Annotated in this window: 29 protein-coding genes and 2 tRNA genes; 16 read left to right on the top strand and 15 right to left on the bottom strand. The window is 55.8% G+C overall.

The features are described from left to right. Positions 1-19 precede the first annotated feature (19 nt). From H8K03_13275 to gltX, 3 genes are all read right to left on the bottom strand, one after another. Positions 20-93 (bottom strand) — tRNA-Gln (locus H8K03_13275). Positions 94-140: 47 nt separating this feature from the next. Then, positions 141-214: transfer RNA gene (locus H8K03_13270), tRNA-Gln, on the bottom strand. A gap of 36 nt (positions 215-250) precedes the next feature. Continuing rightward, the gene (gltX, locus tag H8K03_13265; GenBank protein ID UVT18788.1) at positions 251-1,672 is read right to left on the bottom strand and encodes a glutamate--tRNA ligase; all 1,422 of its coding nucleotides are present in this window, start codon (positions 1,670-1,672) and stop codon (positions 251-253) included. Between the two features lie 128 nt (positions 1,673-1,800). Between gltX and H8K03_13260 the strand changes: the two genes are divergently transcribed. Beyond that, positions 1,801-2,505, top strand: a complete 705-nt coding sequence (locus tag H8K03_13260) for an FAD-dependent oxidoreductase (GenBank protein UVT18787.1) — start codon at positions 1,801-1,803, stop codon at positions 2,503-2,505. Between the two features lies 1 nt (position 2,506). Here H8K03_13260 and H8K03_13255 read toward each other — a convergent pair whose 3' ends face one another. Beyond that, positions 2,507-2,923 carry a 2Fe-2S iron-sulfur cluster binding domain-containing protein gene (locus tag H8K03_13255; GenBank protein ID UVT18786.1) on the bottom strand — a complete coding sequence of 139 codons (417 nt, stop codon included), beginning with the start codon at positions 2,921-2,923 and terminating at the stop codon, positions 2,507-2,509. A gap of 134 nt (positions 2,924-3,057) precedes the next feature. Between H8K03_13255 and H8K03_13250 the strand changes: the two genes are divergently transcribed. The 7 genes from H8K03_13250 to iscX are packed head-to-tail and all read left to right on the top strand — an operon-like array spanning position 3,058 to position 8,447. Then, positions 3,058-3,531 (top strand): Rrf2 family transcriptional regulator, encoded by a 474-nt coding sequence (locus H8K03_13250; protein ID UVT18785.1) that lies wholly within the window; start codon positions 3,058-3,060, stop codon positions 3,529-3,531. Beyond that, positions 3,528-4,745 carry an IscS subfamily cysteine desulfurase gene (locus H8K03_13245; protein UVT18784.1) on the top strand — a complete coding sequence of 406 codons (1,218 nt, stop codon included), beginning with the start codon at positions 3,528-3,530 and terminating at the stop codon, positions 4,743-4,745. Before H8K03_13250 ends, H8K03_13245 begins: the two co-directional genes overlap by 4 nt. Positions 4,746-4,776: 31 nt before the next feature. Next, positions 4,777-5,175 (top strand): Fe-S cluster assembly scaffold IscU, encoded by a 399-nt coding sequence (gene iscU / locus H8K03_13240; GenBank protein UVT18783.1) that lies wholly within the window; start codon positions 4,777-4,779, stop codon positions 5,173-5,175. Between the two features lie 21 nt (positions 5,176-5,196). Continuing rightward, entirely contained in the window at positions 5,197-5,553 is a 357-nt protein-coding gene (locus H8K03_13235) for an iron-sulfur cluster assembly accessory protein (protein ID UVT18782.1), read from the top strand. A gap of 29 nt (positions 5,554-5,582) precedes the next feature. Next, complete coding sequence (gene hscB / locus H8K03_13230) at positions 5,583-6,335, top strand: Fe-S protein assembly co-chaperone HscB (protein UVT18781.1); 753 nt, start codon at positions 5,583-5,585, stop codon at positions 6,333-6,335. 25 nt (positions 6,336-6,360) lie between these two features. Beyond that, on the top strand, positions 6,361-8,181 hold the full coding sequence (gene dnaK / locus H8K03_13225) for a molecular chaperone DnaK (protein UVT18780.1): 1,821 nt from the start codon (positions 6,361-6,363) through the stop codon (positions 8,179-8,181). A 53-nt stretch (positions 8,182-8,234) separates the two neighbouring features. Then, positions 8,235-8,447, top strand: coding sequence for a Fe-S cluster assembly protein IscX (gene iscX, locus H8K03_13220; protein ID UVT18779.1), 213 nt, complete (start codon positions 8,235-8,237; stop codon positions 8,445-8,447). A 9-nt stretch (positions 8,448-8,456) separates the two neighbouring features. Here the strand turns inward: iscX and H8K03_13215 are convergent, their stop codons facing one another. Next, the gene (locus H8K03_13215) at positions 8,457-10,859 is read right to left on the bottom strand and encodes a PBP1A family penicillin-binding protein (protein UVT18778.1); all 2,403 of its coding nucleotides are present in this window, start codon (positions 10,857-10,859) and stop codon (positions 8,457-8,459) included. 191 nt (positions 10,860-11,050) lie between these two features. Here H8K03_13215 and typA point away from each other — a divergent pair, with 191 nt between their 5' ends. The 6 genes from typA (at position 11,051) to H8K03_13185 (ending at position 15,895) form a co-directional block, all read left to right on the top strand. Next, the gene (gene typA / locus H8K03_13210; protein UVT18777.1) at positions 11,051-12,907 is read left to right on the top strand and encodes a translational GTPase TypA; all 1,857 of its coding nucleotides are present in this window, start codon (positions 11,051-11,053) and stop codon (positions 12,905-12,907) included. Positions 12,908-12,961: 54 nt separating this feature from the next. Further along, a complete protein-coding gene (locus H8K03_13205) occupies positions 12,962-13,714 on the top strand; it encodes a hypothetical protein (protein UVT18776.1) in 753 nt (250 codons plus the stop codon). Positions 13,715-13,890: 176 nt separating this feature from the next. Further along, positions 13,891-14,361: a redoxin domain-containing protein gene (locus H8K03_13200; GenBank protein ID UVT18775.1), complete on the top strand. Its 471-nt coding sequence runs from the start codon at positions 13,891-13,893 to the stop codon at positions 14,359-14,361. A 106-nt stretch (positions 14,362-14,467) separates the two neighbouring features. Then, positions 14,468-14,797 carry a thioredoxin family protein gene (locus tag H8K03_13195; GenBank protein UVT18774.1) on the top strand — a complete coding sequence of 110 codons (330 nt, stop codon included), beginning with the start codon at positions 14,468-14,470 and terminating at the stop codon, positions 14,795-14,797. A gap of 91 nt (positions 14,798-14,888) precedes the next feature. Beyond that, positions 14,889-15,371, top strand: a complete 483-nt coding sequence (locus tag H8K03_13190; GenBank protein UVT18773.1) for a hypothetical protein — start codon at positions 14,889-14,891, stop codon at positions 15,369-15,371. Between the two features lie 56 nt (positions 15,372-15,427). Then, the gene (locus H8K03_13185) at positions 15,428-15,895 is read left to right on the top strand and encodes a hypothetical protein (protein ID UVT18772.1); all 468 of its coding nucleotides are present in this window, start codon (positions 15,428-15,430) and stop codon (positions 15,893-15,895) included. A gap of 51 nt (positions 15,896-15,946) precedes the next feature. Here H8K03_13185 and H8K03_13180 read toward each other — a convergent pair whose 3' ends face one another. The 5 genes from H8K03_13180 to H8K03_13160 all read right to left on the bottom strand — a co-directional run bounded on the left by H8K03_13180 (position 15,947) and on the right by H8K03_13160 (position 19,624). Continuing rightward, positions 15,947-16,123, bottom strand: a complete 177-nt coding sequence (locus H8K03_13180; GenBank protein UVT18771.1) for a hypothetical protein — start codon at positions 16,121-16,123, stop codon at positions 15,947-15,949. Positions 16,124-16,390: 267 nt separating this feature from the next. Beyond that, the gene (locus tag H8K03_13175; GenBank protein UVT18770.1) at positions 16,391-17,146 is read right to left on the bottom strand and encodes a 6-carboxytetrahydropterin synthase; all 756 of its coding nucleotides are present in this window, start codon (positions 17,144-17,146) and stop codon (positions 16,391-16,393) included. A gap of 28 nt (positions 17,147-17,174) precedes the next feature. Next, a complete protein-coding gene (locus tag H8K03_13170; protein ID UVT18769.1) occupies positions 17,175-17,759 on the bottom strand; it encodes a DUF3501 family protein in 585 nt (194 codons plus the stop codon). 58 nt (positions 17,760-17,817) lie between these two features. Beyond that, on the bottom strand, positions 17,818-19,098 hold the full coding sequence (locus H8K03_13165; GenBank protein ID UVT18768.1) for a Fe-S oxidoreductase: 1,281 nt from the start codon (positions 19,096-19,098) through the stop codon (positions 17,818-17,820). Positions 19,099-19,198: 100 nt separating this feature from the next. Next, on the bottom strand, positions 19,199-19,624 hold the full coding sequence (locus tag H8K03_13160; GenBank protein ID UVT18767.1) for a rubrerythrin: 426 nt from the start codon (positions 19,622-19,624) through the stop codon (positions 19,199-19,201). 236 nt (positions 19,625-19,860) lie between these two features. Between H8K03_13160 and H8K03_13155 the strand changes: the two genes are divergently transcribed. Next, positions 19,861-20,352 carry a hypothetical protein gene (locus H8K03_13155; GenBank protein ID UVT18766.1) on the top strand — a complete coding sequence of 164 codons (492 nt, stop codon included), beginning with the start codon at positions 19,861-19,863 and terminating at the stop codon, positions 20,350-20,352. Between the two features lie 243 nt (positions 20,353-20,595). Further along, positions 20,596-20,961, top strand: coding sequence for a hypothetical protein (locus H8K03_13150; GenBank protein ID UVT18765.1), 366 nt, complete (start codon positions 20,596-20,598; stop codon positions 20,959-20,961). A gap of 30 nt (positions 20,962-20,991) precedes the next feature. Here the strand turns inward: H8K03_13150 and H8K03_13145 are convergent, their stop codons facing one another. From H8K03_13145 to H8K03_13125, 5 genes are all read right to left on the bottom strand, one after another. Next, on the bottom strand, positions 20,992-21,681 hold the full coding sequence (locus tag H8K03_13145; GenBank protein ID UVT18764.1) for a winged helix-turn-helix transcriptional regulator: 690 nt from the start codon (positions 21,679-21,681) through the stop codon (positions 20,992-20,994). A gap of 103 nt (positions 21,682-21,784) precedes the next feature. Then, a complete protein-coding gene (locus tag H8K03_13140; GenBank protein ID UVT18763.1) occupies positions 21,785-22,642 on the bottom strand; it encodes a universal stress protein in 858 nt (285 codons plus the stop codon). A 41-nt stretch (positions 22,643-22,683) separates the two neighbouring features. Then, positions 22,684-23,931 carry a 6-phosphofructokinase gene (locus H8K03_13135; protein UVT18762.1) on the bottom strand — a complete coding sequence of 416 codons (1,248 nt, stop codon included), beginning with the start codon at positions 23,929-23,931 and terminating at the stop codon, positions 22,684-22,686. A gap of 181 nt (positions 23,932-24,112) precedes the next feature. Beyond that, complete coding sequence (locus H8K03_13130; protein ID UVT18761.1) at positions 24,113-25,507, bottom strand: hypothetical protein; 1,395 nt, start codon at positions 25,505-25,507, stop codon at positions 24,113-24,115. Next, positions 25,491-25,715, bottom strand: coding sequence for a DUF2934 domain-containing protein (locus H8K03_13125; protein UVT18760.1), 225 nt, complete (start codon positions 25,713-25,715; stop codon positions 25,491-25,493). The genes H8K03_13130 and H8K03_13125 overlap by 17 nt, the downstream gene beginning before the upstream one ends. Between the last annotated feature and the right edge of the window lie 13 nt (positions 25,716-25,728).

Below are 25,728 nucleotides of genomic sequence, written 5' to 3'. Positions count from 1 at the left end.
TGCAACCGAATGGAGGATATGGCTGGGGGACTAGGAATCGAACCTAGGTAGCCAGCTCCAAAGGCTGGCGTCCTACCGCTAGACGATCCCCCAGCGCGGTACTGAAGCGACACGCGGTTGGGAAGGCAGAGAAAAGATATTGGCTGGGGGACTAGGAATCGAACCTAGGTAGTCAGATCCAGAGACTGACGTCCTACCGCTAGACGATCCCCCAACCGGCGTTCAACGTAATACACGACTACTCGGTCCGTCAAGCCTGGTTGGCTTTTGCGCGTTCGATTCCCTCGCGGAGCCGAAAGAGGGTCCGTTCTCGACCCAGGATCTCCATCACCTCAAACAGTCCGGGGCTTGCCGTTCGTCCGGTCAAGGCGACGCGGACCGGCTGGGCGAGCTGGCCCATCTTCATGCCTTCTTCCTCAACCACCTGCTTGAAGCTGTGCTCCCATTCCAATTTGGAGAAGGTGGGGAACGCTTCCAAGCGTGTGGTCAGCTTGTTCAGGGTCGGAGCGATGGCCGATGTTAGAAACTTTCTTGCCGCTTCCGCTTCGAAGATGACGGATTGCCCGAAATACGGCTTGACCCACTCCACCATTTCGAGCAGCGTCTTGGCTCGTTCCTTCACCAAAACCACCAGCTGGGTGAGCCAATCATCAGAGACAGACTCGACCTCCTTCTTGAACCCGGCTTGCTCCAACAATGGCACGAGCGCTTGCGCAACCTGGTGCGGAGGGCTGGTTTTGATGTATTCGGCATTCATCCAGAGTAGCTTGTCCGGATTGAAGACGGCGGGCGACTTTTGCACATGATCCCACGAGAACTTTTCAATCAGCTCTTGCCGGGTAAACAGTTCTTGATCACCGTGTGACCAGCCGAGTCGGACCAGGTAGTTGACCATGGCATCGGGGAGATAGCCCATATCTTTGTACGCCATGATCGAGGTGGCCCCATGGCGCTTGGAGAGCCGTGTTTTGTCCGATCCTAAAATCATCGGCAGGTGTCCAAAGCGGGGAACGGCAAACCCCAGCGCTTCAAAAATTGGAACCTGCCGTGGCGTGTTGGTAAGATGGTCGTCTCCTCGCACGACGTGCGTGATGCGCATCAGCGCATCGTCGACCACGACCGAAAAATTATAGGTCGGATATCCGTTGGACCTCAGTATGATGAGATCATCTAGCACGGTGTTGTCGAACACAATTTTGCCTTTGATTAAATCATGGACGACCGTCTGACCCTCTTGTGGAGCCTTGAATCGAAGCGCCGCATCACTCGGCGGGTTCGCGATTCCTAAGTTGCGGCAGCGACCGTCATAACGAGGCGACAACCCTTTGGCTTCGGCTTCTTTTCGTCGTGCCTCCAGCTCCTCCGCCTTACATATGCACCAGTACGCCTGTCCTGCCTCGAGCAGCCTCATGGCGTGACTGCGATACAGATCCATTCGCTCAGTTTGACGGAATGGACCTTCATCCCAATCGAGCCCGACCCACTCCATCCCCTCGATGATGGCCTGAATCGATTCATCGGTCGACCGGCTTTGATCGGTATCCTCGATACGAAGAATGAAGGTCCCCTGTTGTTGGCGCGCAAAGAGCCAATTGAAGAGGGCAGTGCGCACACCCCCAATATGGAGAAATCCCGTCGGACTCGGAGCGAACCGGACACGGACCTGGTTCATGATCGCGTCATCCCTTCATGGCATGTCATCGACGCCGACATCTATATCACGCTGTGAAAATCCTTGCACTTGGCCCCGGCGCTTCCATCTCATAACCGCTTCTGATATGACCATGCCAGGAGGTCGGGATGGCGGAACTCACTCAGCCTGCTACAGTGCTTTCGGTCACTGATCTCACACCCCAAGTCCGTCAACTGGTGGTCAAACCCAAGACCACCAAGATCTCTTTTCAGCCGGGACAATGGGTATCGCTCAAATTGCCGGTCGGACCAAAGCCACCGCTCAATCGCGCATATTCCATGGCCGACCCTTCCTCGCCCTATGGAGAGCTGACGCTGGTCTTCGATCGTGTTCCCGGTGGACTCGGTTCCAATTATCTGTGTCAGCTGAAATCCGGCGATGAAATTTCCTTGTCCGGCCCGTACGGAAATTTCGCCCTCCCCCAACCCCTCGATCGTGAACTCGTGTTGATCGCTCGCTACACGGGTCTTGTTCCGATGCGCTGCCTGTTGAAACAGATATTTTTCGCCAAACTCCAGACGCCTGTCTTATTGATTGCGGTGTCACCCAGCGAGAAAGAGATATTGTTTCATCAGGAATGGCTCACGATGGCAGTGCAATGTTCGTCTTTCCGCTACCTCCCTTTGGTCGCGGAGAATGGTGAGAGGGAGGCCGTGGAGAAAACCTTGTCCGTCCTTACTCCATTGATTCAGGGACAGCCGAAAGTGGTTCCCATGCTCTGTGGAACCAAAGCCTTCGTCCGTCCCTTACGCGCGTACTTTAAGGAAAAAGGTTACGACCGGAAGGAAGTGAAAATAGAAACCTACGACTAAATCAGTGTCCTTCTCTGACGAGATTCTTATTGACGGCTGGAATTTCAACGACGATATCCTTCGTTCCGTTCGGCACACATTGGCATCCCAGACGAGACTGTAATGTCGTCATGGGAGCTTCATCCAACTGATCATACTCATCGTCCGTGCCCTCGTTGCAGGTTTCCAGCCCCTGCTTCACCATGACATGACAGGTCGAGCAGGCACACACCCCGCCACATACATGTTCCAAATCAATCCCGTGCCCCATCGCAATATCTAAAACGCTCCCCGGTAACCCGGTGGCGCCGTAGGGGATTTTTTCAGGATCGACAGCAACGGTGGTCGAGGTTCCATTCGGCTGAATAAATGTGATGGTATAGGAGACTTTGGGAAGTTCGTAATCAGCCTTCTCAATATACGGGTTCGTCCCGCCCATATGCCTATTCCTTTCCGAGCTAGCGTTAGACTCTAGCCGCGTATTGACACCCGAGAAACATGCGTGCTAGTCTTAATCCGACCAGAATGATCGGAGATCATTATAGTCTCCGATCTAACAGATCGGCAATAGCGATGTTAAAGATTTCAAAAAAAGCTGATTACGCACTCATGGCGCTCCAACACATCGCTTCGGTGCAATTCGGGGATATTACTCCGGGCAGAGTTGTGAATACGAAAGAGATCGCCGAGGAATACAACATTCCGTTGGAATTGTTGGCGAAGGTCCTCCAAGTCCTCTCAAAGAACGGCATGATCGAAAGTCACAACGGCCCGAAGGGTGGCTACCTTCTGGCACGCAATGCCGGACAAATCACGATCGCGCAGATTCTCGAAAGCATCGAAGGCCCTCTGGGCATCACCGACTGCTCGCATGAGAAAGAGGGCGAATTCTGTATGCAGCGCGAGCACTGCAACATCCGCACACCGTTGCTGAAGATCCAAGGCAGCATCTACCAGTTACTGAACAATATGACGTTGGAAGACATGATGGGCGGCACACCCCTGATCACGATCCAGTCTCCCTCAGCACAAGGAGTTGAACGATGAAGTTTCCTATTTTCCTCGATAATCATTCCACCACTCCCATGGATCCCCGAGTCCTGGAAGCCATGCTGCCGTATTTTACCGAGAAGTTCGGCAATGCCGCCAGCCGTAATCACGCTTTTGGCTGGGCAGCGGAAGAAGCCGTGGAACAGGGCCGCAAACAGATTGCGCGGCTCATCAAGGCCGACTCAAAAGAAATCGTCTTCACCAGCGGGGCCACTGAATCGGACAATCTGGCGTTGAAGGGTGTCTTGGAGATGTACAAGGAAAAGGGCACCCATATCATCACCGCGACCACGGAACATCGGGCTGTACTCGACACGGCCAAGTCCCTGGAGGCCAAGGGGCTGGCAACCGCAACCTATCTACCGGTCGACAAGAACGGCATGGTCAATCCGCAAGACATCGAAAAGGCCATTACTGATAAGACGATCCTGATCTCGGTCATGCTCGCCAATAACGAGATCGGCACGATCAATCCCATCCAGGAAATCGGCAAGATCGCGAAAGCGAGGGGAATTCTGTTTCATTGCGATGCGACACAGGGCGTCGGCAAAATTCCCGTCGATGTACAAGCCATGGGCATTGATCTCATGTCGTTCTCAGCCCACAAGATTTATGGCCCGAAGGGAATCGGTGCGCTCTACGTCAGAAAGCGGAATCCCCGCGTACGGATCGCGGCCCAGATGGACGGAGGGGGACATGAGCGCGGTATGCGGTCCGGTACTTTAGCGGTACCGCTGATCGTCGGATTCGGAAAGGCCTGTGAAGTCTGCGAACAAGAGATGACATCGGAAGCGGCCAGGTTGTCTAAAATGCGCGACCGCCTTCAGGCCGACATCATGGCGGCCCTCGAAGACAGTTATCTCAACGGCCATCCGACGAACCGTTTGCCGGGCAACCTCAACATTTCGTTCGCCTACGTCGAAGGGGAGTCGCTGCTCATGGGCATGAAGGACATCGCACTCTCGTCCGGTTCGGCTTGCACGTCGGCCACACTGGAACCTTCCTATGTCTTGCGCGCACTCGGCGTCGGAACCGAGCTCGCTCACTCCTCAATCCGCTTCGGTTTGGGCCGCTTCAATACGGATGACGAGATTGACTATACGATCAAGAAGGTTATTGAGGTAGTGACCAAGTTGCGGGAAATGTCCCCGCTCTATGAAATGGCAAAAGAAGGTGTGGATCTGAAATCCGTCCAGTGGGCGGCGCATTAACTGACATATAACGCAAATTTCGGAGGATACTATGTCCTACAGCGATAAAGTCGTCGATCATTTCAACAACCCTCGGAACATGGGAAGCTTTAAGAAGGACGAAGAAGGCGTGGGCACCGGTATGGTGGGGGCCCCGGAGTGCGGGGACGTCATGAAGCTGCAGATCAAGGTGCAAAACGATACGATCGTCGATGCGAAGTTCAAGACCTTCGGTTGCGGCTCGGCGATCGCCAGTTCCAGCTTGGCCACCGAATGGCTCAAGGGGAAAACGATCGATGAAGCCCAGAAAATCAAGAATACGGATATTGTGCAGGAGCTGAATCTTCCGCCCGTGAAAATTCACTGCTCGGTCCTGGCGGAAGATGCGATCAAAGCCGCGTTGGCCGATTATCAGAAGAAGACTGACGCGCAGCCGACCGGCACCAAGTAATTACCACGAAGGGAGCGCCACATGGACACCACGAACGTAGAGACTCAGGCTCCGATCATCTCGCTCACCGATGCGGCCTTGAAAGAAGTCAAGCGACTGATCAATGTGCAAGGGATCGAGGAAGGTGGACTTCGCCTGGGTGTCAAAGGTGGCGGCTGTTCGGGCTTGAGTTACACGATCAATTTTGACGAAAAGATCGGACAGTACGACCAAGTCTATGAGTTCGACGGTGTCAAAGTGATCGTCGACGCCAAGAGCGCTATCTATCTCCAGGGCACCCAATTGGACTACCAAAAAGATCTCATGGGCGGGAACTTCAAGTTTATCAATCCGAACGCCAACAAAACCTGCGGCTGCGGAGAATCGTTCTCAGCTTGATTCGAAACGAGTAGGAGAGACCACCGGGCATGGCTCATGCGCCATGCCCGTTTTTACTCATGGATAACAATCAACCATCGACCCATCCCGATACCCGTCGCCAGCTGCAGATGGCACGGAGCATGTGCTGGCATTGCCAATCCGAGATGTCGGGAGAATACTTCTGTGAACGGTGTGTAAAGGTCCAGCCCGTTTCGAAGGACACCGACTACTTTAGTTGTTTGGGGGTTCCACGGCGTCTCTCGCTGGATCCACAGCAGCTGGAAGCCAAATTCTACGAATTGAGCCGGGCCTTTCATCCGGATTTTTACCAGACCAAGAGTCCGACGGAGCAGACGATCAGCCTCAGCAACGCTGCCGTTCTGAATACGGCTTATCGCACACTCCGTGACCCTATTCAGCGCGCTGAGTATCTCTTGGGTCTTGAAGCCGGCTCGGTCAAAGACATTCGAACCTCTCCTCCTGCCGATCTCTTCGAAGAAATCCTGGAATTGCAGGACACCCTGGAAGAATACCGGGCATCGGATCGCGACTCCGATAATAGCCATCGTCTCCGCACCGCGCTCCAAACAGAACAACAGGCATTAGAGCAACGCAAGGAGGAAATGGCGTGTCAACTTCGGCAGCTGTTTACGGACTGGGATGCGCTGCAGGACCGTGGAGAAGCCACAAGCCAGGCGAGAGCTGAGCGGGACCGAATCTTGAAGCAGATGCGTGATCTGCTCTCGCATCGGACGTACGTCAACAATATCGTCAACGACCTGGCTGCAACCATCGAGTAGGGAACTCGCTTTCAACATCTTTGACATGGCACGTATAGTCGGCATTGACCTCGGTACTACGAATTCATTGATCGCCTATATGAAGGATGGCCAGCCCTGCGTCGTTCCCGACCGGCACGGTCGGACGATGGTGCCTTCGGTCGTCGCCTTGACTGACAATGGCTTGATTGTTGGAGATCCTGCGAAAGAACATCTGACACGAAGCCCGGAGCGGACGGTCTACTCCGTGAAGCGATTCATGGGCAAGGGATTGGCCGATGTTCAGAACGAGCTGGCTTATTTTCCCTACAATCTGACCGAGACCGGCGGTGTCATTCGGATCCGTCTCGGCCAGAAGAGCTATTCACCGCCGCAGATCTCCGCCATGATCCTCAAAGAATTGAAGCTGCGTGCAGAGGCCTATCTCAACGAAAGCATCACGAAAACCGTCATCACCGTTCCGGCCTATTTCAACGACAGCCAGCGACAGGCGACGAAAGACGCCGGCCTCATTGCCGGGCTGGAGGTGTTGCGCATCATCAATGAGCCGACCGCCGCTTCTCTGGCCTATGGGCTTCAGGAAAGAACGCAAGGCACGATCGCGGTCTATGATTTCGGCGGCGGCACGTTCGACATATCGATCTTAAAGTTGAAAGACGGGATTTTTGAGGTCTTGGCAACCAACGGTGACACACACCTCGGCGGAGACGATCTCGATCGTCTGCTGGTCGATCTTTTCGTCGTAGAGATCCAAAACCGGCACGGAATCGACGTCGGCAACCACCCCGATCACATGCAGGCGATTCGGTTGGAGGCGGAGCGGGCCAAGGTCCGCTTGTCCGATGAGCTGAAGACCGACGTCACGATTGAGCTACCGGAAGACAAGGGACGTTTCACCAGGGAGCTGACACGTGATCAGCTCGAATCCCTGGCGATGAGTGTCATCGAACGCACATTGGCTCCCTGTCGTATGGCGTTAAAGGATGCCGGGCTTGCACCCAAAGATATCGACGAAGTCGTATTGGTGGGGGGCTCGACCCGTATGCCGCTGGTTCGGCAACGTGTGGAAGCGCTGTTCGGAAAGCCGCCGCATTACCACTTGAATCCGGACGAAGTCGTCGCACTTGGGGCGGCCGTTCAAGCCGATATTCTGAGCGGCGGGACGACAGACATGTTGCTGTTGGACGTAACGCCCTTGTCTCTCGGCATCGAAACGATGGGCGGGGTCATGAGCAGCTTGATCCGCCGGAACACGACCATTCCGGCGAGCGCCAAAGAAATGTTCACGACTTACGTCGACGGTCAGACCGGAGTGGACATCCATATTCTGCAGGGCGAGCGCGAACTCGTCAAAGATAATCGGAGCCTCGCGCGATTTCGCCTTAAAGTGCCGCCCCTCCCTGCAGGGGTGCCTCGCATCGAAGTGACCTTTTTGATCGATGCTAACGGAATCTTGAACGTGACGGCGAAAGACATGCGAACAGGCCAAAGTCAGTCGATCGACGTCAAGCCATCGTACGGACTCTCGGACACGGAAGTTGAGCGGATGATCGAGGACTCGTTCAAGTTTGCCGCGGAGGATGTCAACGCCCGGAAGCTGATCGAAGCTCGACTGGACGCTGAAGCGTTGATGAAAACGACCGAGAAATCGCTCGTCGACGCGGGCCACCTGATCGCGCCGGAAGAAGCTGATGGCATACGTGCGGCACTCTCTCAGTTGTCTAGCGCGAAGGACGGCCCCGATCCTCGCGCCGTCCGTGCACACATGGCAGCGCTCGAGCAGGCCGCAAAGCGCTTGAACGTCGTGATGCTGGACGATTCTCTCAAGAAAAGTCTGCAAGGAAAGAAAGTCTCCGAGGTGTCATAGAAAGACCGTCCGCGGTCACCCCTGCCTCGGGGACGACGAAAGACGAGGAGACCATGGATCTCAAGTGGCAAGACGTACAAGATATCGCCATACGGCTGGTGGAAGAACATCCCGAGACGGACCCACTGACCGTGCGCTTCACGGACATGCACGCCTGGATTGTGGCCCTGCCGGAATTTAAGGACGACCCGAAGAAGTCGAACGAGAAAATCTTAGAAGCGATTCAAATGGCCTGGCATGAGGAATATCAGGATTCGAAGTCGTAGCCTGAGACGCTAGAAACCGCCCTCTCCCGCCGGTTGTCCCTCTGGAATCTGATCAAGTTTATAAAAATCCGTGGGATCCAATCGACGTGGAGCCGCTTGGGTGGGCTCACTGCCTTTCGCAAAGAGTTCCACCGTTCCTTTTTGACCTTCTCCTTCCTGTTCCGACTCCAGAAGTCCCGTCGAGGAATCAACCTTTACAAAGGTCACACCGTCCGGGATTTCGAACGGCACAACGGGAAGCTGTTTGAGGGCTTCTTTCATGAAGGCGATCCAGATCGGCAAGGCCGAACGAGCGCCCGTTTCGCTTTCCCCGAGCGAACGACGGTCGTCGAACCCGACATACACACCGGTGACCAAGTTCGGTGTGCCGCCGATGAACCAGGCATTGATGTAGTCGTTCGTCGTGCCGGTTTTCCCCGCGATCGGACGATCCAGAACTTTTGCGGCCTGCCCGGTTCCCTTCTGCACGACATCTTCCATCATGTTGGTGATCAGGTAGGCGGTCTCTTTGGCAATGACTTCATGGGGGTCGGATTCGACCACCTCGAGTGTGTTGCCGGTATTATCTTTTACTAATTTGACGGCAAAAGGCTCCACTCGACTTCCCTGATTCAAAAATACGCCATAGACCGAGGTCAACTCCATCAAACCGACCGAAGATGAACCAAGCCCTAGGGACAGATCGGCAGGGAGCGGACTTGTCACTCCGACTGATCTCGAGAATTCGATCACGTTCTTCACTCCGACCTTGTCCAACAACCGAACGGTCGCAAGGTTGTGCGAGTGGGCCAACGCATCCCGAAGACTCACCATGCCGTGAAACTTTCGCCCGTAGTTTTCAGGCTTCCAAATTTTGTCGTCCTCTTCCTGCTCATACACGACCGGGGCGTCAAGAATCTGGGTCGCCGGACTCAACCCCTGGCTCATCGCCGTGGCATAAATGAGCGGCTTAAACGCCGATCCGGGTTGCCGATGCGCCTGGACTGCACGATTGTACTCGCTGCGGGAGAAATCATAGCCTCCGACCATCGCCCGTATTGCGCCTACTTTCGGATCGATCGCAATCAAGCCGCCTTCGACAATGGGTGTCTGCTCCAGAGTGAGGAGGATGCCCTCCTTCGTGATTTTTTTGATCGCGATCTCTATGACATCTCCCGGCTTCAGGAGTTGCTTCAGATTCGGATTGACGACGAAGTCGACGGTGGGATCTGGTCCCTTAAGAATCCGCTTCGCCCACGCCATGTCGTCGAACGCCAGCTTCGCGGTAAATGCCCCGACCTGAACCACATAGTGATCCTTTGCCACCCTCAAGACGACTCCCTCGCCCAAACTCCCGGACTTCAGCGGTTGATCCGACGACGCCTGCTGGGAAGGCTGAAAAGTCGCCAAGTCTACGGTTCGTCGAGATCCTCGCCACCCCTCACGTTTGTCGAGCTCACGAATCCCGGACAAGAACGCTGTTTCCGCCGCCTTTTGCATCTCCAAATTCAAGGTCGTGTAGATTTGGAGGCCGCCCTTGTACACCATCGACTCACCGTACTTTGCGACGAGCAATTGGCGAACATATTCGACGAAGTACGGTGCAAGATGCTCGCTCCCAGGTCGATGGAAATTCAATTTCTCTTGCGCGGCCGTTTCCCGCTCAGCTGCAGTAATAAACCCGACCTCTTCCATGCGGCTTAGAACATGCTCTTGCCGCTTTTTCGCCAGCTCATAAGCGGTGAAAGGGGAAAACCGGCTGGGAGACTTCGGCAGTCCGGCCAAGAATGCGGATTCCGCCAGGGTCAGTGTTCTGATGTCTTTCCCGAAATAGGATTGAGCGGCCGAGGCTACCCCGTAGGCTCCCTGTCCGAAGTAGATCTGGTTCAAGTAGGTTTCGAGAATCTGTTCCTTGCCGGAGACCACCTCCATTTTGTAGGCGAGAATCAGCTCGCGAATCTTGCGTTCATAGGACCGCTCGGACGAAAGAAACAGCGAACGGGCCAACTGTTGGGTGATCGTGCTCGCGCCTTCGACTTTCTTGCCGCCATGCCGAATGTTCGTCCAAGCCGCCCGCAGCATTCCGATCGCATCCAACCCCGGATGTTCGAAAAACCGCGCGTCTTCCGTCGCGATCACCGCTTGCGTCAGCGCTTTGGGAATCTCAGGAAGAGGAGTCAGAATGCGGCGTTCGATGAAGAATTGGCCGATTGGTCGGCGATCATCCGAGTAGACGGTCGTGACCAGACTGGGTTGATAGTTTTGGAGCAGGTCGAGCGAAGGCAGATCTTGCGCAAAATGCCAAATGACTCCCGCGACCGATGTCGCGCCGACGATGACGATGGCCACCAAACTGATCAAGACAATCGGCCACCGGCGCCGAGGGCGTGGCCGTTGCAAAGCTCTCTCTACGAATCGACCGTCGTCCGGCATCGGGTATGGAGTCCAGTAGACGTGAACCTGAGGTTACCAAAACCTTACAATGCGTCTTCCCAAAACTCAAGCTTCCGCCGTCTAATGTCACCTGAATGATCGCTTGTGAGATGGCCGGTGCTCATGTATACTTCCGCCGACGCCTCACTCATGGGGCGTCTTTTTTTTGTCATTACGGAAGTACCCTCACCATGACGACCTTACGCGCCCCTCATGACCGCCGGAGCGATATCCGTAACATCGCCATTATCGCCCACGTGGATCACGGCAAAACGACGCTGGTCGATGCGGTGCTCCGCCAAACGCACGTCCATCGCAAGATCGACGATATGGGCGAACGCATCATGGACTCAATGGACCAGGAACGGGAACGTGGGATCACGATCCGGGCCAAAAATGCCAGCGTCATCTACAACGGGGTGAAAATCAATATTGTCGATACTCCGGGCCATGCCGATTTCGGCGGTGAAGTGGAACGCACGCTTCGGATGGTGGACGGTGTATTGATTTTAGTCGATGCGAAAGAAGGCCCCATGCCGCAAACGACTTTCGTGTTGCGGAAAGCCTTGGCGCTTGGGCACAAAGCCATCGTGGTCATCAACAAAATTGACCGGCCGGACGCCGTCATCGACGACGTCGTCAACCGCACCTTCGACCTATTCGTTCATCTGGGAGCCACCGACGAACAACTCGATTTTCCGATCGTCTATACGTCGGCGATTAAAGGGATCGCCACACTCGATGTCAACAAGCCCGGTACCGATATCATACCGCTCCTCGATACGGTGCTGGAGAAGATTCCTGCCCCAGCCATTACCGTCGAGGCCCCGCTCCAGATTCTTGTGCTGGCCCTTGTGCAAGATTCCTACAAAGGGAAGATGGGCATCGGCAAGATCCAGTCCGGTTCCATTGCCCGCCGGCAGAATGTCATGGTCCTCGGCAAGAACGGCGCTCAGATTCCCGGAAGAGTATCCGATCTCGCGGTCTATTCAGGCCTTGAACGAGCCGACACCGAACAGGCAGCCGCCGGAGAGATCGTCGCGGTCGCCGGGCTTGATGACGTGAGCATTGGCGATACCATTGCGGATGCTGATCGTCCGGTCGCCCTCCCGCGCGTCTCCATCGATGAGCCGACGGTTCAGATGACCTTCTCGGTTAACAACAGTCCCTTCGCCGGACGTGAAGGCAAGTTCCTGACGTCACGCCACTTGCGTGAGCGACTCTTCAAGGAACTGGAGACCAACGTCTCGCTCCGAGTCAATGAGACGGACAGCGCCGATCGCTTTCTTGTGGCCGGCCGAGGCGAACTCCATCTCTCCGTGTTGATCGAACAGATGCGACGGGAGGGGTACGAGCTTCAAGTGTCGCAACCGGAGGTCATTCTCCACCGTGAGGGCGGGGCCGTCATGGAACCGTACGAAGAACTGACCATCCAAGTGCCGGAAACCTATCAGGGCACGGTGATCGAGGAGATCGGGAAACGCCGAGGCGAAATGCGGCACATGCGGCTCATTCATTCCGATGTGGGCACCAGTGAAATGCATCTGGAATACCACATCCCGACCCGGGGCATCATGGGGCTCAAGAACGTGCTGCTTGCAAAAACCCGGGGGACCGTCATCATGCACCACGTGTTTGCGGCGTATGAACCGGCGGAAGAGAGGGATCTGATCGTGGCACCGCATGGCTCACTGGTCGCCTTCGAAGATGGATCCAGTACGGGCTATGCCATCTTCATGACTCAGGAACGCGGTGCCATGTTCATCGGACCAGGAGTAGAGGTCTACCGGGGAATGGTCGTGGGCCAAAACAGCCGTGACGAAGACCTCGATGTGAATGTGTGCAAGGAGAAGCATCTGAGCAATATGCGAGCATCCGGCTCCGACGAAGCCCTGGTCCTCACCCCGCCACGCGAAATGACGCTGGAGTTCTCCTTAGAGTACATCGGAGCGGATGAGCTGGTCGAAGTGACCCCGCAGAACCTGCGCTTGCGAAAGCGCCTGTTGAATCCGGATGATCGCCGCAAGGCGAAAAAATCCGGGAAATGACGCGCTGTTCGCTTGCAAGATGCGTTTCACGAACGACGCGATACGGACTTCGATATGAGAATTCGTAAGAAGACACCTAAACCTTCTGCCAAACGGCCGCCGTTGTACTTCATCGGCTATCGCGGCGCCGCACCGGCGACCGATGAGCTCAAGATGCTGTATGAGCGGGAGTATGGCGCGCCGTTGACCATCCGCCATGAGGAGGGTTCGGCTGAATCCTGGCAGGCCACACATGGCCCCTGGTCCGCTCATGTCGTCATGCCGTTGCCGAAGAGCCATGTCGCTGAAGTTATGAAGCAACTATCCTGGGAGCACGACCTCATGGGTGCCGTCGCACCCTCGCTCGCCTCCCCCCGAGACATGCCCGATACCGTCCTGCTGGCCGCACGCCTGGCTCGTTGCCTGACTCTCCTGACACAGGGCACTGCCCATGATGTGATCACGCAGGCCTACGTCAATCCCTCGGACTGGCAACAACGGACTCTCACGAGTTTTGTCCTGGATGATCACTGTTCGATCGTCCATGACGACACGATGCGACCAGACCAGATATGGTCTTACTCCCTGGGCTTGAGCAAATTTGGGCTGGATGAGATTGAGCTATTCACGAGTAAGGGACTGTCCGACAATACCGCCAAGGAGATCTTGTCCGAATCAGCCGGTGAATTGCTGCGGGTTGGCCATTCGCCCAAAGTCGGAACAGCGCTCGACCTTCCTCTGCTTGGTCGTGCCATCCATATTAAGAATTACCGGACCGCCGCACCAGCTGGACGGATGCTGGGATTTCGCGAACTTCAAAGTTCATAAATCCTTTGATCGCTCAACACGTTATCGGTTTCAGCTCTGCACGTAGGCCTTTCGGACCGTTGACATCACTTTAAACCACAGGTTACAAAGTTTAGGGCTACAGATAGTGGGGTCCTTCCAATTCGAGACCTCAGTACACCAACTCACCCATACAGACAGTCTTAAGGAGGTTTGCGATGAGCGACGTGGCACCGGAAATTAAGGCGGGCGATACGGCACCGGACTTCAATCTGAAGGATCAAGACCAGAAGGACGTGAAGTTGAGCGACTACAAAGGCAAGAAGAACGTCGTGCTCTGTTTCTACCCACTGGATTGGAGTCCTGTCTGCCATGGAGAGAACAAGTGTTTGTCCGATGACTTTCCCAAGTTCCAGTCCGCCAACGCGGAGTTGTTCGGCGTCAGCTGCGACAGCTTTTTCTCCCACAAAGCCTGGGCCGACTCGTTGGACCTGAAGCACCGCCTCCTGTCTGACGTGCATCGGACGACGGCGAAGTCCTATGGTCTCTATTTCGAACCGCTGAACTGTTCCAAGCGCGCGACCGTGATCGTCGATAAGAACGGCAAGGTCGCCTACGTGAAAGTGCAGGAGATCAAGACTGCGCGCGAGGACAAGGAAATCCTTGATGCGCTCTCCAAGTTAAACTAAATCGGTGCTGAGCGTTGGGTGCTGAGTTGAGAGATTCTTCTCTTAAGCTCAGCACTTAGCGCTCTGGATTCGGCACCGCTGGAACGGGCTTGAACCCCCTAGACTCATGAGCAACGTCCTCGACGTCAGTGACGCCAATTATGCAGAATTCACCCATGCGCCGGCGGCGATTGTCGCGTACGGGTTGGCGACGTGTGAGCCATGCAAACTCTATGACCCAATCCTGGAAGAGGTGGCCGCCAAGTTTCCCGATCTGAAGGTCGGCAAAGCAAAGATGCACGTGCCCGGCCGATGCCGTGAGATCAAAAAAACCCATACATTCGAAACCTATCCCACCACCCATTTCTTCGCTCATGGGAGACTGCTGCTCGCGCGCGAAGGAGTCGTCGAGCAGGCCGAACTCGCCGCACTCGTTTCAGACTATCTGCTCAAGTAGAGCCCATGCACACTGAGCAGTTGAACCGGAAGAGATCTTGCCACTTCGCCGAAAGCGCTGAATGGTTGGCAGGTTAGGAGGTGAGCGAAGCATGAAGCACACCGTTGCATGTCTGGTCCTCGGCGCCATGTTGACGCTCTCGGTCCGAGCCGGAGCCCATACCGATGAATTTTTTGAATCCGTCGAGGCCCCGCATGGCGGGCAATTGCGTATGACCGGGCCGTTTCATATGGAACTGGTCGCCAAGGATGGAGACCTCACAGTATACGTCACCGACCACGCGGACAATACCATCAGCGTAGATGGAGGTCTGGCCAAAGCAACCATTGAGACGGGATCGACGAGAACACAGGTACATCTCCACCCCGTGGGAAACAATATGCTCAAGGGTTCCGGCACCTTTTCCCTCACGCCGACCACCGTGGTCATCGTCTTCATGAAACTCCCGAATCAAGATGGCTATGCCGCCCGCTTTATGCCGCTGAAGCCCAAGTCAGACCCAAGCGAAAAATCCCAAGAGGGAACGTCAAAGGGCGACGGCGAGCATCATCACCACCATGCGCCGAAGCATTGACGATCAACATCTGCCTTATCGATAGACGTGGAACTCGCTTTCTGGGAGAACCGATCATGAAACATCTGCTGGGAACCTTCGCTCTGTGCGCAACGCTGCTCGGTTCAGTACCGGTCGGAGCTCACACGGCGAAACACTCCGACCCCGTGAAGTCCCTCCACGGCGGGCAATCGCTTAGCGCAGGCCCTTATCATCTAGAGTTGGTCGCCGAGGACGGAGAACTGGTGCTGTACGTCACGGATCATTCGGATAAGGCCATCCCCACTGATGGAGCCAAAGCCAAGGCCACCATCCAACAGGGGTTTGAGAAGGCCAAAATCCAGGTGGAATTGGAGCCCTCGGGTGAGAACACGCTGAAGGGGAACGGTGCATTCACAATAAACCCGGATACCGGGATCATCGTCTTCCTCAGGTTACCGGAACAAGAGGCTTACGCAGCCCGCTTTACTCCGCGCGGAACCAAGAGCGGCACCGAACGAACAGACGGTGAGCGCCATTCACAGAAGCATTCGCCGAAACACTGATCGATCCTGGCTCATGAAGGCGTTCAGAAGCGGCCTACCCGTGCTCGTCCCCTACGGCAACAAATTCGCCGATGGCTTGTCCATATAGGTCAACAGCGCGATCAATCCCGCGCCGACCAGCAGCCACACCAGGCCGCCTTTCCAATTCCTCTGACTGAATGCAAAGACGCTGATCAGAAACAGCAGCGATCCTACAATCCCGATAAACAACGAACCCGTCGCACTCATCGTTCCTCACAAGTTTGAGTCTCTGTGTAGCATGTCCGGATGAACGAACTCCAGAGCAGCGTCAACGACGATCAGCACCAGCTTCGACCTCTCAACGAAGTTAGAGAGGGTTGCCCTTCGTTTCTCGCAACCGCTGGTATCAGATTGAAGGGACATGGCCGCCCACGATTATCGGAGGCAACAATGATGAGACACAACGGCATTCAAAAGCAGGAATAACCGTGTCGAGTGGCCTGGGAGGAAGATTTGAACAGCGTGGCAGCTCGTTTAGCCACCCGCGTAGTCGAACGAGAGGTCGCGGGTTTGGACGAGTCGGACGTTGCGGAGTGTTCCACCTGAGACACGCCCGGCGAGACGGTCCCAGATCGCCTTGGCGAGAGTTTCTCCTCTCACGGTTTCAGATCCAAGCACCCGGCGGAGATCCTCCCGATCGAATGACTTGATGACGGTGTCTTGCACCAGCCGGTCCAACGCGCCGATGTCGGTCACCATGCCCGTCACCGGATCGATCGTCCCGTGAACCGTCACGTAGAAGTCCCAGTCCCGTCCTTGATGGCTCTCCTGGATCGCATTGAACGAATACCGCTTGGCGACAGCGGCAACCTCCGGGCCGTCGGCCGCAGTGACCTCGGCATACAGATCTTCATCCTCGCAGAGCCGAAGGGTATGCAGCATGCCGATATCCCGTTGGGAGGCCAATTTCGACCAGAGCACATGCGCGAAATTCTCTGAGGTCGGGATGCGGTCTGTGAAGTACGGCATGTCGAAATTCAGGTTCTTGTGATCAAATTCTTCGATTACGGCAAGGAGCACACGCTTGAGATCGAACAGATTGACGACCATGCCGGTCTTCGGATCGATCTCGCCGGAGACGGTGACTTCCAACAGGTAGTTATGTCCGTGGGCAGGAGCATTGTAGCAGCGCCCGAACGCCGCACGATTCTTCGCCTCATCCCATTCGGTCCGGAGATAGCGGTGCGCGGCGGCGAATTCGATGCGCTTGTTCAACAGAACAGACGGCATAGTGCTCCAGTGAGTCCCGGATGCCGAGTTAGGCGCGTAAATCGGCGAGCCACTCTTCCCTCATGCTGCCCGGTACGGGAACCTCCTGATGGTACCCGCCATGGTTCACTCGAATCGTCACCGGCCGAGTGAGATCCGCAAAGGCCGCTCTCATCGAGGCAGTCGGGTGAAACCTGACGAAATGAACCGCGCTGATTTTCGTCTCATGGCTTCGGCCACCTTCGAATTCTCCGAAGGCTTCTTCCCCGCCGGCAGTGATCGCCACTTTCTCTCCGTGATCCAGTCCCATGAATTGATCGAGCTTTTCTTTTATCGTGGCTTCGTCGGTGATTTCGATCAAGAGGGTCGCGCTCAGTTCGTTCGGATGCGGCAGCAAGGCGTTGTATACATCCAGCTCATCTTGCACTTTGAGTGGGTCGACAATGCGCTCGGTTCGGATCATTTCTTGAATCTGAAATTGCAGCGTCTCACGATTCTCGAAGACGACGGTGATCAACGGGCCGATCGAGAGTCGGCGCCGCCGCTTCAATTCGATGATGTTCGCGCGAAAAGCTTCTCGCTGCCGTTCATACTCTTCGTGCGGGATGACATCGCCGAATGTGATCGTTTTCACTGTTGACCCCCTAACCTACCCTTCGACAAACGTGAATCACTGTATTTCCCCAAGCCCCTCACTGTTGTGAGGATAGCCCATACGCGTCACGGACGATCTGAATCGGATGCAGGACGGTTTTTTCCCCCGCATTGGCCGACGCGCCGGCCTGTTCCAACTGTAACCCCGCCAATGGGCAGTCCGACGCGACGAGGTTGGCCGGTGTTTGCTCGATCGCCCGCACGGCCTTGCCGGCGATCTTCATCGACAAGGGGAAAAACTCCGTTTTGACGGACCAGGCCCCGTCGTGTCCCGAACACTGTTCGATCAGCTCGACTTGAGCGCCCGCACATTCCATCAGTTCCTTGGACTTAAACCCGATATTTTGATCCCTGAGGTGACAGGGGATCTGATACGCGACGCGTCCCGGCTTCTTGGTGAAATCGGTCGCCAAATGGCCGGCTTTTTTCATCGCCATCAAATACTCGCAGACGTCGAAGGTTCGCTCGGCCACCTGTTTGGTCTGCTCATCGCGATGAAGCTCCGGATATTCTCGCTTCAGCATCAAACTGCAACTGGCGGTCGGGACGACTACATCGTACCCCTTGAGGACCCATGGGTACAATGACGCGACATTGCTTCGAGCAGCTTCTTGAATGGCCTGGGTATCACCGATATCAAAACTCGGCATCCCGCAACAGCGTTGCTCCGGCACCACGACGTGGATGCCGTTCTTTTCCAGCACCTGCACCGTCGCCTTGCCGACATCGGTCGCCTGATAATTCACGAGGCAACTGGAAAACAACGCGACCTTGCGGGTGGGGGGATCAGCCGCTGCCGTCTTCGTTCGACGGTCGAACCAGCGGGGAAACGTTTCGCGAGAGAAGTGCAACAGACGGCGGTCTTGATGAATTCCTACCACCTGTTCAAGAATACGGCGCACCAGTCGGTTGCCCAACAACGCATTCGTGATGGAAGCCGTCACGCTGCCCAGTCGTCCAATAGTATCCGTCATGATCAACAGGCGGTCCCGCCACCGGACACCGCGTTCTGCGGCGAGACGCTTCTTCCACGCGACCATCAGGTGCGGGAAATCGATTTGGTAGTGATGTGGCGGAGTATAGGGGCAATGGTTGAAACAGAGTTTGCAGTAATAGCACTCGTCGACAACTTGATGATGATCGGCTGGAGTCAGCTTGGCCACATCACCTTCGTACACGTCAATTCGATCCAGCAAGGTGTTGAAGGATGGACAGAGATTGAAGCAGCGCCGGCACCCGTCACAGACCTCGTAGATTCGTAGCGTTTCCTTCTCCAATTGCTTGGGATCGACCGGTGCGATGAGACTGAGACCTTTCATGATTCGCTTCTCCAAAAACGATCAGCGGCCAGCTTTCGCCGACGAATTCACGCCACGTCGCCGAAAACTGACCGCTGAAGGTGAGCACATACGCAGGCTGTTAGGCCTTCAGAGTATCCAGTCCCTTCTGAAACCGATTGGCGTGGGACCGTTCGGCCTTCGCCAGGGTTTCAAACCATTCGGCCAATTCAGGAAACCCTTCCTCCCGTGCGGTCTTGGACATTCCCGGATACATTTGCGTGTATTCGTACGTTTCGCCCTCGATGGCGGACTTGAGGTTCGCGTCCGTGTTGCCCATCGGCACGCCTGTCGCCGGGTCTCCGACCTCTTTCAAGAAATCCAGGTGTCCGAAGGCGTGGCCGGTTTCAGCCTCCGAGGTGTCTCGAAACAGCCCGCCGACGTCCGGATAGCCCTCAATGTCCGCACGCCGGGCAAAATAGAGATACCGGCGGTTGGCCTGTGATTCCCCTGCAAACGCATGTTTGAGATTGTCGTGACTCTTTGTCCCCTTTAAGCTTTTTCCCATGTCGTTCTCCTCCTTATTCGAAGCCCCATCCCTATGCCCGCAGAATTCTAGTCTATGGAAACCGGGCACTAAGATAGCTCAGCCCTTGCTAGAGGTTCAAGGGGCTTGCTCGCTCCCTCAACTTTCACCACAGCGCCTTTCGAGAATCCCCCACCGATTGGGTTAGTGTTCGCATGGATGGGCGTATGTTAGACTCGATCGGCTAAATGATCCAGGGCTTCCATTCACGAGGACCCATGAAGCATTCCGATCGCTACTTCTTGCCACACACGGCCGGTCTCATCGCCCTGTTCGTCCTCATCTTGTCCGGTTGCGCGCAAGACTCGTATCAGCGGCGAGCAGACGTCATCAAGGGTCACGTCGAAGACTTCTACAGTCACCTCAAAGCCAACCGAGTGGGCGCAGCGGTTCACGAGAATGAACAGATCGAAGTCATGGCGGATCAGATGGCGGAAACCGTCAGGAAGCGGAGCCAGGTGCATGGAACGACACAGGTTGAGCGGGAGTTCGCTCTGATGAAAACGGCTCGAGAAACGGCTGCCCAAAACTGGATTGCCTTAGGGCAATACTTTGCGATCAAGCAGCAACCGGAAAAAGCCCGTGCATCGTATCAGCGTGTGGTCGACACCTACACCGACCCGACAGAACGCTCCTACCGGGAACAGGCCGCTCGAGCATTGAAAGACTTGGAGATCGTGTCAGGCTCCTCTCCGAGCTCAATTCGCTAATCCGGCAGATCAGCACCCTGATATGAAGGAAGACTGTCTGCCATTCCTTTACTGACTATGGCGTTACTGACCAAGTGCCTTATCCTCCTGCTGCCCGTCTGTATGACATGTGCGGGATGCGTTCACCGAATTCATGTGGCACCTCTGCAGGCCACCCCTTCGTCCACCACCATCCCTCGAAGCCTTCAGGCTCTCGTTAAACCGATTTCAACGGAGGGCGCAGATCATAGACCAGGCATTACGATGCTGGAATGGCCGAATCGCGATGTCAGTCAGGCGATTTTTGGATTTCTTCAGCAACGAGCCACGTTCACGTCGGTCTCATCAGACCCGGCCGACCTCACGCTTGTCATCGCCACGAAGCTGTCTCTATCGTCTCGGCAAAATCTCTATCATTATCGGATTTCATTGCAAGCCGAGATGAGCAAGGCCGCCAAGCCCATGAAATCATATCTCGTCGAACAGACTGCGGTGGGATCATCGGTACGGTGGGTGACCGCTTCCGACCGTGCCCCCATCGCTGCTGCGCTACAGTTAGCCTTAGAGGATTTGATGGGGAAAATTGAGGCGGACCGACTACTCTACATCGATCCAACAGAGCGGCCGTAACAGTTCCTACGACCTGTCGTCAGTCCACGCTCATATCTGAGCAGCTTGGTTGACCCTCGCATCATTGTGAGAGTCGGCGCCATTGTTTGAGGTTTCTGCTGCTGACGATTCCACATACTCGGGACAATCGAGGCGGAACGCCTGATCTCCAAACGCAACGTTGTAGAAGTCACAATGATGAGGTTGGGCCGATTCCGCATAGACATGCGGGCGGAAGTGTTCGCAAGAAACGCACATACGCGCGACCGGGATTTCTCCCTGCAGTTGGAGCGCGCGAATCAGCTTCACGAGTGTGGTGAGAAGGGCGACCTGCTCTTGCGCCGATAGATTCCCGGCGGCAGACGCAAGAATCTCGGGCCATCGGTTTTCCACGTGACCTGCTTTTGCCCCGAGCGCGGTCAGATGAACGGTCACGACGCGGTTGTCGACTTCTCGGCGACGCCGGCGAACCAACCGTTTGTGTTCAAGCGTTCGAATGACTTCTGAGGCAGTGGGCAGTTTGACGGAGAGTTCTCGGGCAATCGTCGAGACGGTCGCCGAATGATTCGGTCGAGAACGGAGAAACGTCAGCACTTGAATTTGCAACGGGCCAATACCCTGCCGTCCCTTCCTTCTCCAGGTTCGGCTCTTCATCGCCAAACCGATTTTCGAAAGCCCAGTCACCAAACGATCAGGGAGCGAGTCTTGATCGATCTTTATCAATGCCGTCATGGCTGCCATACTCCCCCCTCTCCCTGCTGCCGGTAGGAGTTAGTCTATTGCGCTTTCCTCTTTCCCGTCAAGTCTGTTTCGTCGGCCGTTCCTGCATCTCCTACTTCCGGTGTCAGCGGACCACAAGCACCCCACAGTGGGCATGTTGAACCACACGAGTGGATACGCTGCCGAGCACCACGCGGCGGATTGCGCCCAACCCCTTGGCTCCGGTGACAATAAGGTCGGCCTTGTTCTTGGTGGCCACTGTCAGAATCTCGTCCGCCGGCTTCCCAAGTCTCAAGACTTCGTGTATCTGGAAGCCTGTTTTCGCGAGCTTATCTCCACAGCGCCGCACCAGAGCTTTCCCGGCTTCCTTTACTTCTGGATACCTCAAATAGGCTATCGCGTGCACAACGGTCACCAGCACCGGTTCCCGATCCGGGCCATCGGGCGTCGGATTGACATGACGCATTAGAAACTTGGCCGCCTTATCCGACGCTGCCGACCCGTCGATCGCCAGGACCACATGTCGGACAGGCCGGGGATTCTCTTTCACCACCAGTACAGAACATGGCGCATGGTGGATGGCGTGATTTGAGATACTGCCCAGCATGAAGCGATCAAGAGCATCCAAACCCCGTGACCCGATCGACAACAGTCCTACACCGCGCCGCGCATGCTTGAGAATCGTCTCCGCCACGCCGCCTCTATCCACCGTAACCGTTCCCTCTAGACCGAGCGTGGACAATAACTCTTCCGATTCCTTCTTGGTGGACTTGGCTGTTGTCTCTATCCGCTTCACTTCCGACTGAAGATATCGTTCGGTACCGACGATCATCGGTTGAATCATAAAAGGAGCCCGAAGGCTCGCCACATCGACGACATGCAGCGCATGCACGACAGGCTGAACGAGGAACGGTATCTCTGCCACCCATTTGATCGCCCACGTGCCGAACTTCGATCCATCAGTTGCCGCGAGAACCTTCATGTTTTCATATCCTTTTGTTCGACGAGATGTGTCCAACTCGCTCAGAGGACTGCGGCGAACCGTTCTCGAAACGCCGCTGCCGAGAGGCCGGACAAGTCGCTATATCGCCCCAATGTGTCTGGATTGCTCAAGTCGTCCGGTGTAAGCCGAATCATGTATTGTCGGGCGATTTGATAGGACTGCGAATCGACATCCACCATCCTGACTCTGGTCCGTCCTGTCGCGGAGTCCACCATCTGCCTGAACGGAATCGGGACGAACCGTCCATTCTGGATCGACACCATCGCTGATGTCCCGCCGTCGAGCAGATATTGAGCGGCACAATACCCGAGGTCACGCGTGTATTCGATGTCGTAGGGAATCGGATCCGCGCAACGGAGTTCATAGCCCACGTTCTTTGCCACGACAGCAAAAGAAAGTCCCAGCGCATGGAGCTGTTTCGTCAGTTCACGCCGCAAGACACTGCCGACATCCACTTCGTTCAACCGCAAATGACCATGCTCGTCTCGTTCGACATACTCCAACCCTCCAAGATCACGAGGATCGAGAATTTCGATCAGTCCCTCGGCCAGCACCACCACCCCGTCGGCCTGACCGTGTTCCAGCCGCTTAATCATCGTCCCGATCAAGAGATCGACGACTCGTTGAAGTCTCACCGGCCTCTCTCGAAACTCCTCAGGAATAATCGTGAGCGTGGCACCGGCTGCCTTTCCGATCCCTAATGCAAGATGCCCGGCCTTGCGCCCCATGGTCACCACCAGGTACCAGTGTGTCGTGGTGCGGGCATCCACCATCAAGTTCTTCACGATCTCGACACCGACGTGACGGGCCGTCTGAAACCCGAATGTGGGAATCCCATGGGGAAGATCCAGATCGTTGTCGATCGTCTTGGGGACGTGGATGACTTGAAGTTGACCGCCGGATCGCTCCTCCAACTTCATGGCCGAAAACGCAGTATCGTCCCCGCCGATCGTCATCAAACGCGTGATGCCCAGGCGCTTCAGAGAAAACAATACGTTGTCGAGATGCTCCGCAGTTTTCGTCGGGTTCGCACGTGACGTACCCAGAAAAGACCCGCCTCGAAAATGGATCCGGCTGACATCCTCGATCGAGAGCGGCCGTACTTGTCCCGTACTCCCTTCCATGAGCCATTTGAATCCATCGATCAGCCCGAGCACATCGGAGCCTCCAAGAGTGCTGCAGATCGTTGCCGCGCTGATCACACTATTGATCCCAGGAGCCGGCCCTCCACCGATCAGAATGCCGACGGTCGGACGCTGCTCTGTCATCTGCTTCTCCTTAGACTACTTCCCATCGGCCCTCCTACTTCTTGATGACCTGCGGCATGGTTGTATACTCCATCCCCTTGTGATGGCAAGCGGGCCGGCCCAGAGGGACAGCGCGACACATTGATGAACCATGACGCAGGCTTGGCGTCATGGATACCGCCCTTCGCATAGCGAAGGCGGATCATTCAGGCTTTTCTTCCAATCCAACATGTGCGCGAAGACGATTGTAATTGAACGCCGGCTTGCCCAACCGCCAAAGACCCGGATCATGCTGAGCCATTTCATCGATCAACGCAGCGACCACGCCACGCATGGTGGGAATTGCGGCCGCATGTCGCGGGGTTTGCCCGCCGAGCGCGAGATGAGGCTGATCCGACCATTCAAGGTAGGCTTTCTCAAGAAACTGATTGAGCAGCATGTTGTCTTCTTCCCGTGTCACGACCAGCGTTGGCGGCTCACCAGATAGGAGCTCGGCTACCGACAGTTGCCGAGCGGGTAGCACCAGCGTCTCACCTCGGAAATGCAGTGAAAATCCAAATGAGGCCGCAAGTCGATGCTTGATCTGGTCAAGTCGTTCCGGACTGTTGCATTCCACGATGAGCTGCGAAGAGGTCAGCGTCAGTTTCGCCACAATGAATGCGGGAACCCCAGTCGTGTCCCGCTGAACCCACGTTCGTGTCAAGGGAACGGTTCTACCGATGCCCGCCTGCGCTTCAACTGGAAGCAATGGCTTTTCCGATTCAAACTCGCTCATGGAGGACAACGTTTCAGCGAACAATCGATACGCATGATGGTCGTAGAGCGCGACGGCATACAGATACGGTCGGCCGCCAGAATCGCGATAGCCGATGTGGACGACCGCGTCCACCACGGCATCCAGGCGCCGCTGCGCGAACGCCCAGAGAATCATATAGCCGAAGCGCTTGGCAAACTCCTTCCACTCCCCCAGCGCAAAGGATCCGGTGGTTATTTCCATTTCTCGACGCCATTCGGACGTCATATTGAGCAATGCTTCAGCATCCGCCTGTGACAGGGCGATTCCGCCTCCAGCCCAGACTGCCTTGTCGGGTTCCTGTGTGTTCGGATCATGAATAACCCGGGTGAGCAACGGACGGTCCATCGCAAACTCCTTGACGAATCCCTCTCCAGGCAACACCACTCTCATCCCATCGGCAAGCGATCGCAGCACGAGATCTTCGCCAGGCGTCGGTGTCGAGGTCGGTTTCAGCACGTCGAGATGCGAATGTTTCAACGGATCGAGCCACTGCCGTTCTTCATTGGGGATATGCTCGGTGATGACGTCCCGCAGCTGTTCGATAAGTGTCAGCTGCCCGTCTTCCGGATAGAAATCGCAGAACAGGTAGAGACTCGCCAGTTCTGTTTCCTGCTCAAGTAGCGGAACAAGCCTGCCTGTTCCCCCTTGCAGATAGGGCTTCAGCGCCCGCGCGAACGCCAGTTCCCGCTGCAATCTAAATTCCGGCTCGAGAGAGAGCGCTTCCAAACGCGCGAGGACTGCATCGAGAGACGGAGGCCGCGGGCTCCAGAACCCGGCCGGCTGCTCATTCACGCGCTTCATGGATTTCTGTCATGACGATTTCCTCCGCATCGAGCCAATCTCGGAGAGCGCCCCCTTCTTGACGGCCCCGCTCCTCCCAGAGCTCATAGGCTTTGTGCGAGATCCGTTCCCACATTCCATCCGGCAATTCGATGGGCTTCACGGCCTTCTTTACTACAGAAGAGGATCGTCTGCTCCCTTTGCTGGTTTTCTTCGTTGCCTTTTGCATAACTCGCTCCTCA

It is taken from the genome of Nitrospira sp., from assembly GCA_024760545.1.
Lineage (GTDB): Bacteria > Nitrospirota > Nitrospiria > Nitrospirales > Nitrospiraceae > Nitrospira_D.
The sequence above is the reverse complement of the archived record's forward strand: the minus strand, read 5'-3'. Positions and strand labels throughout refer to the sequence as shown.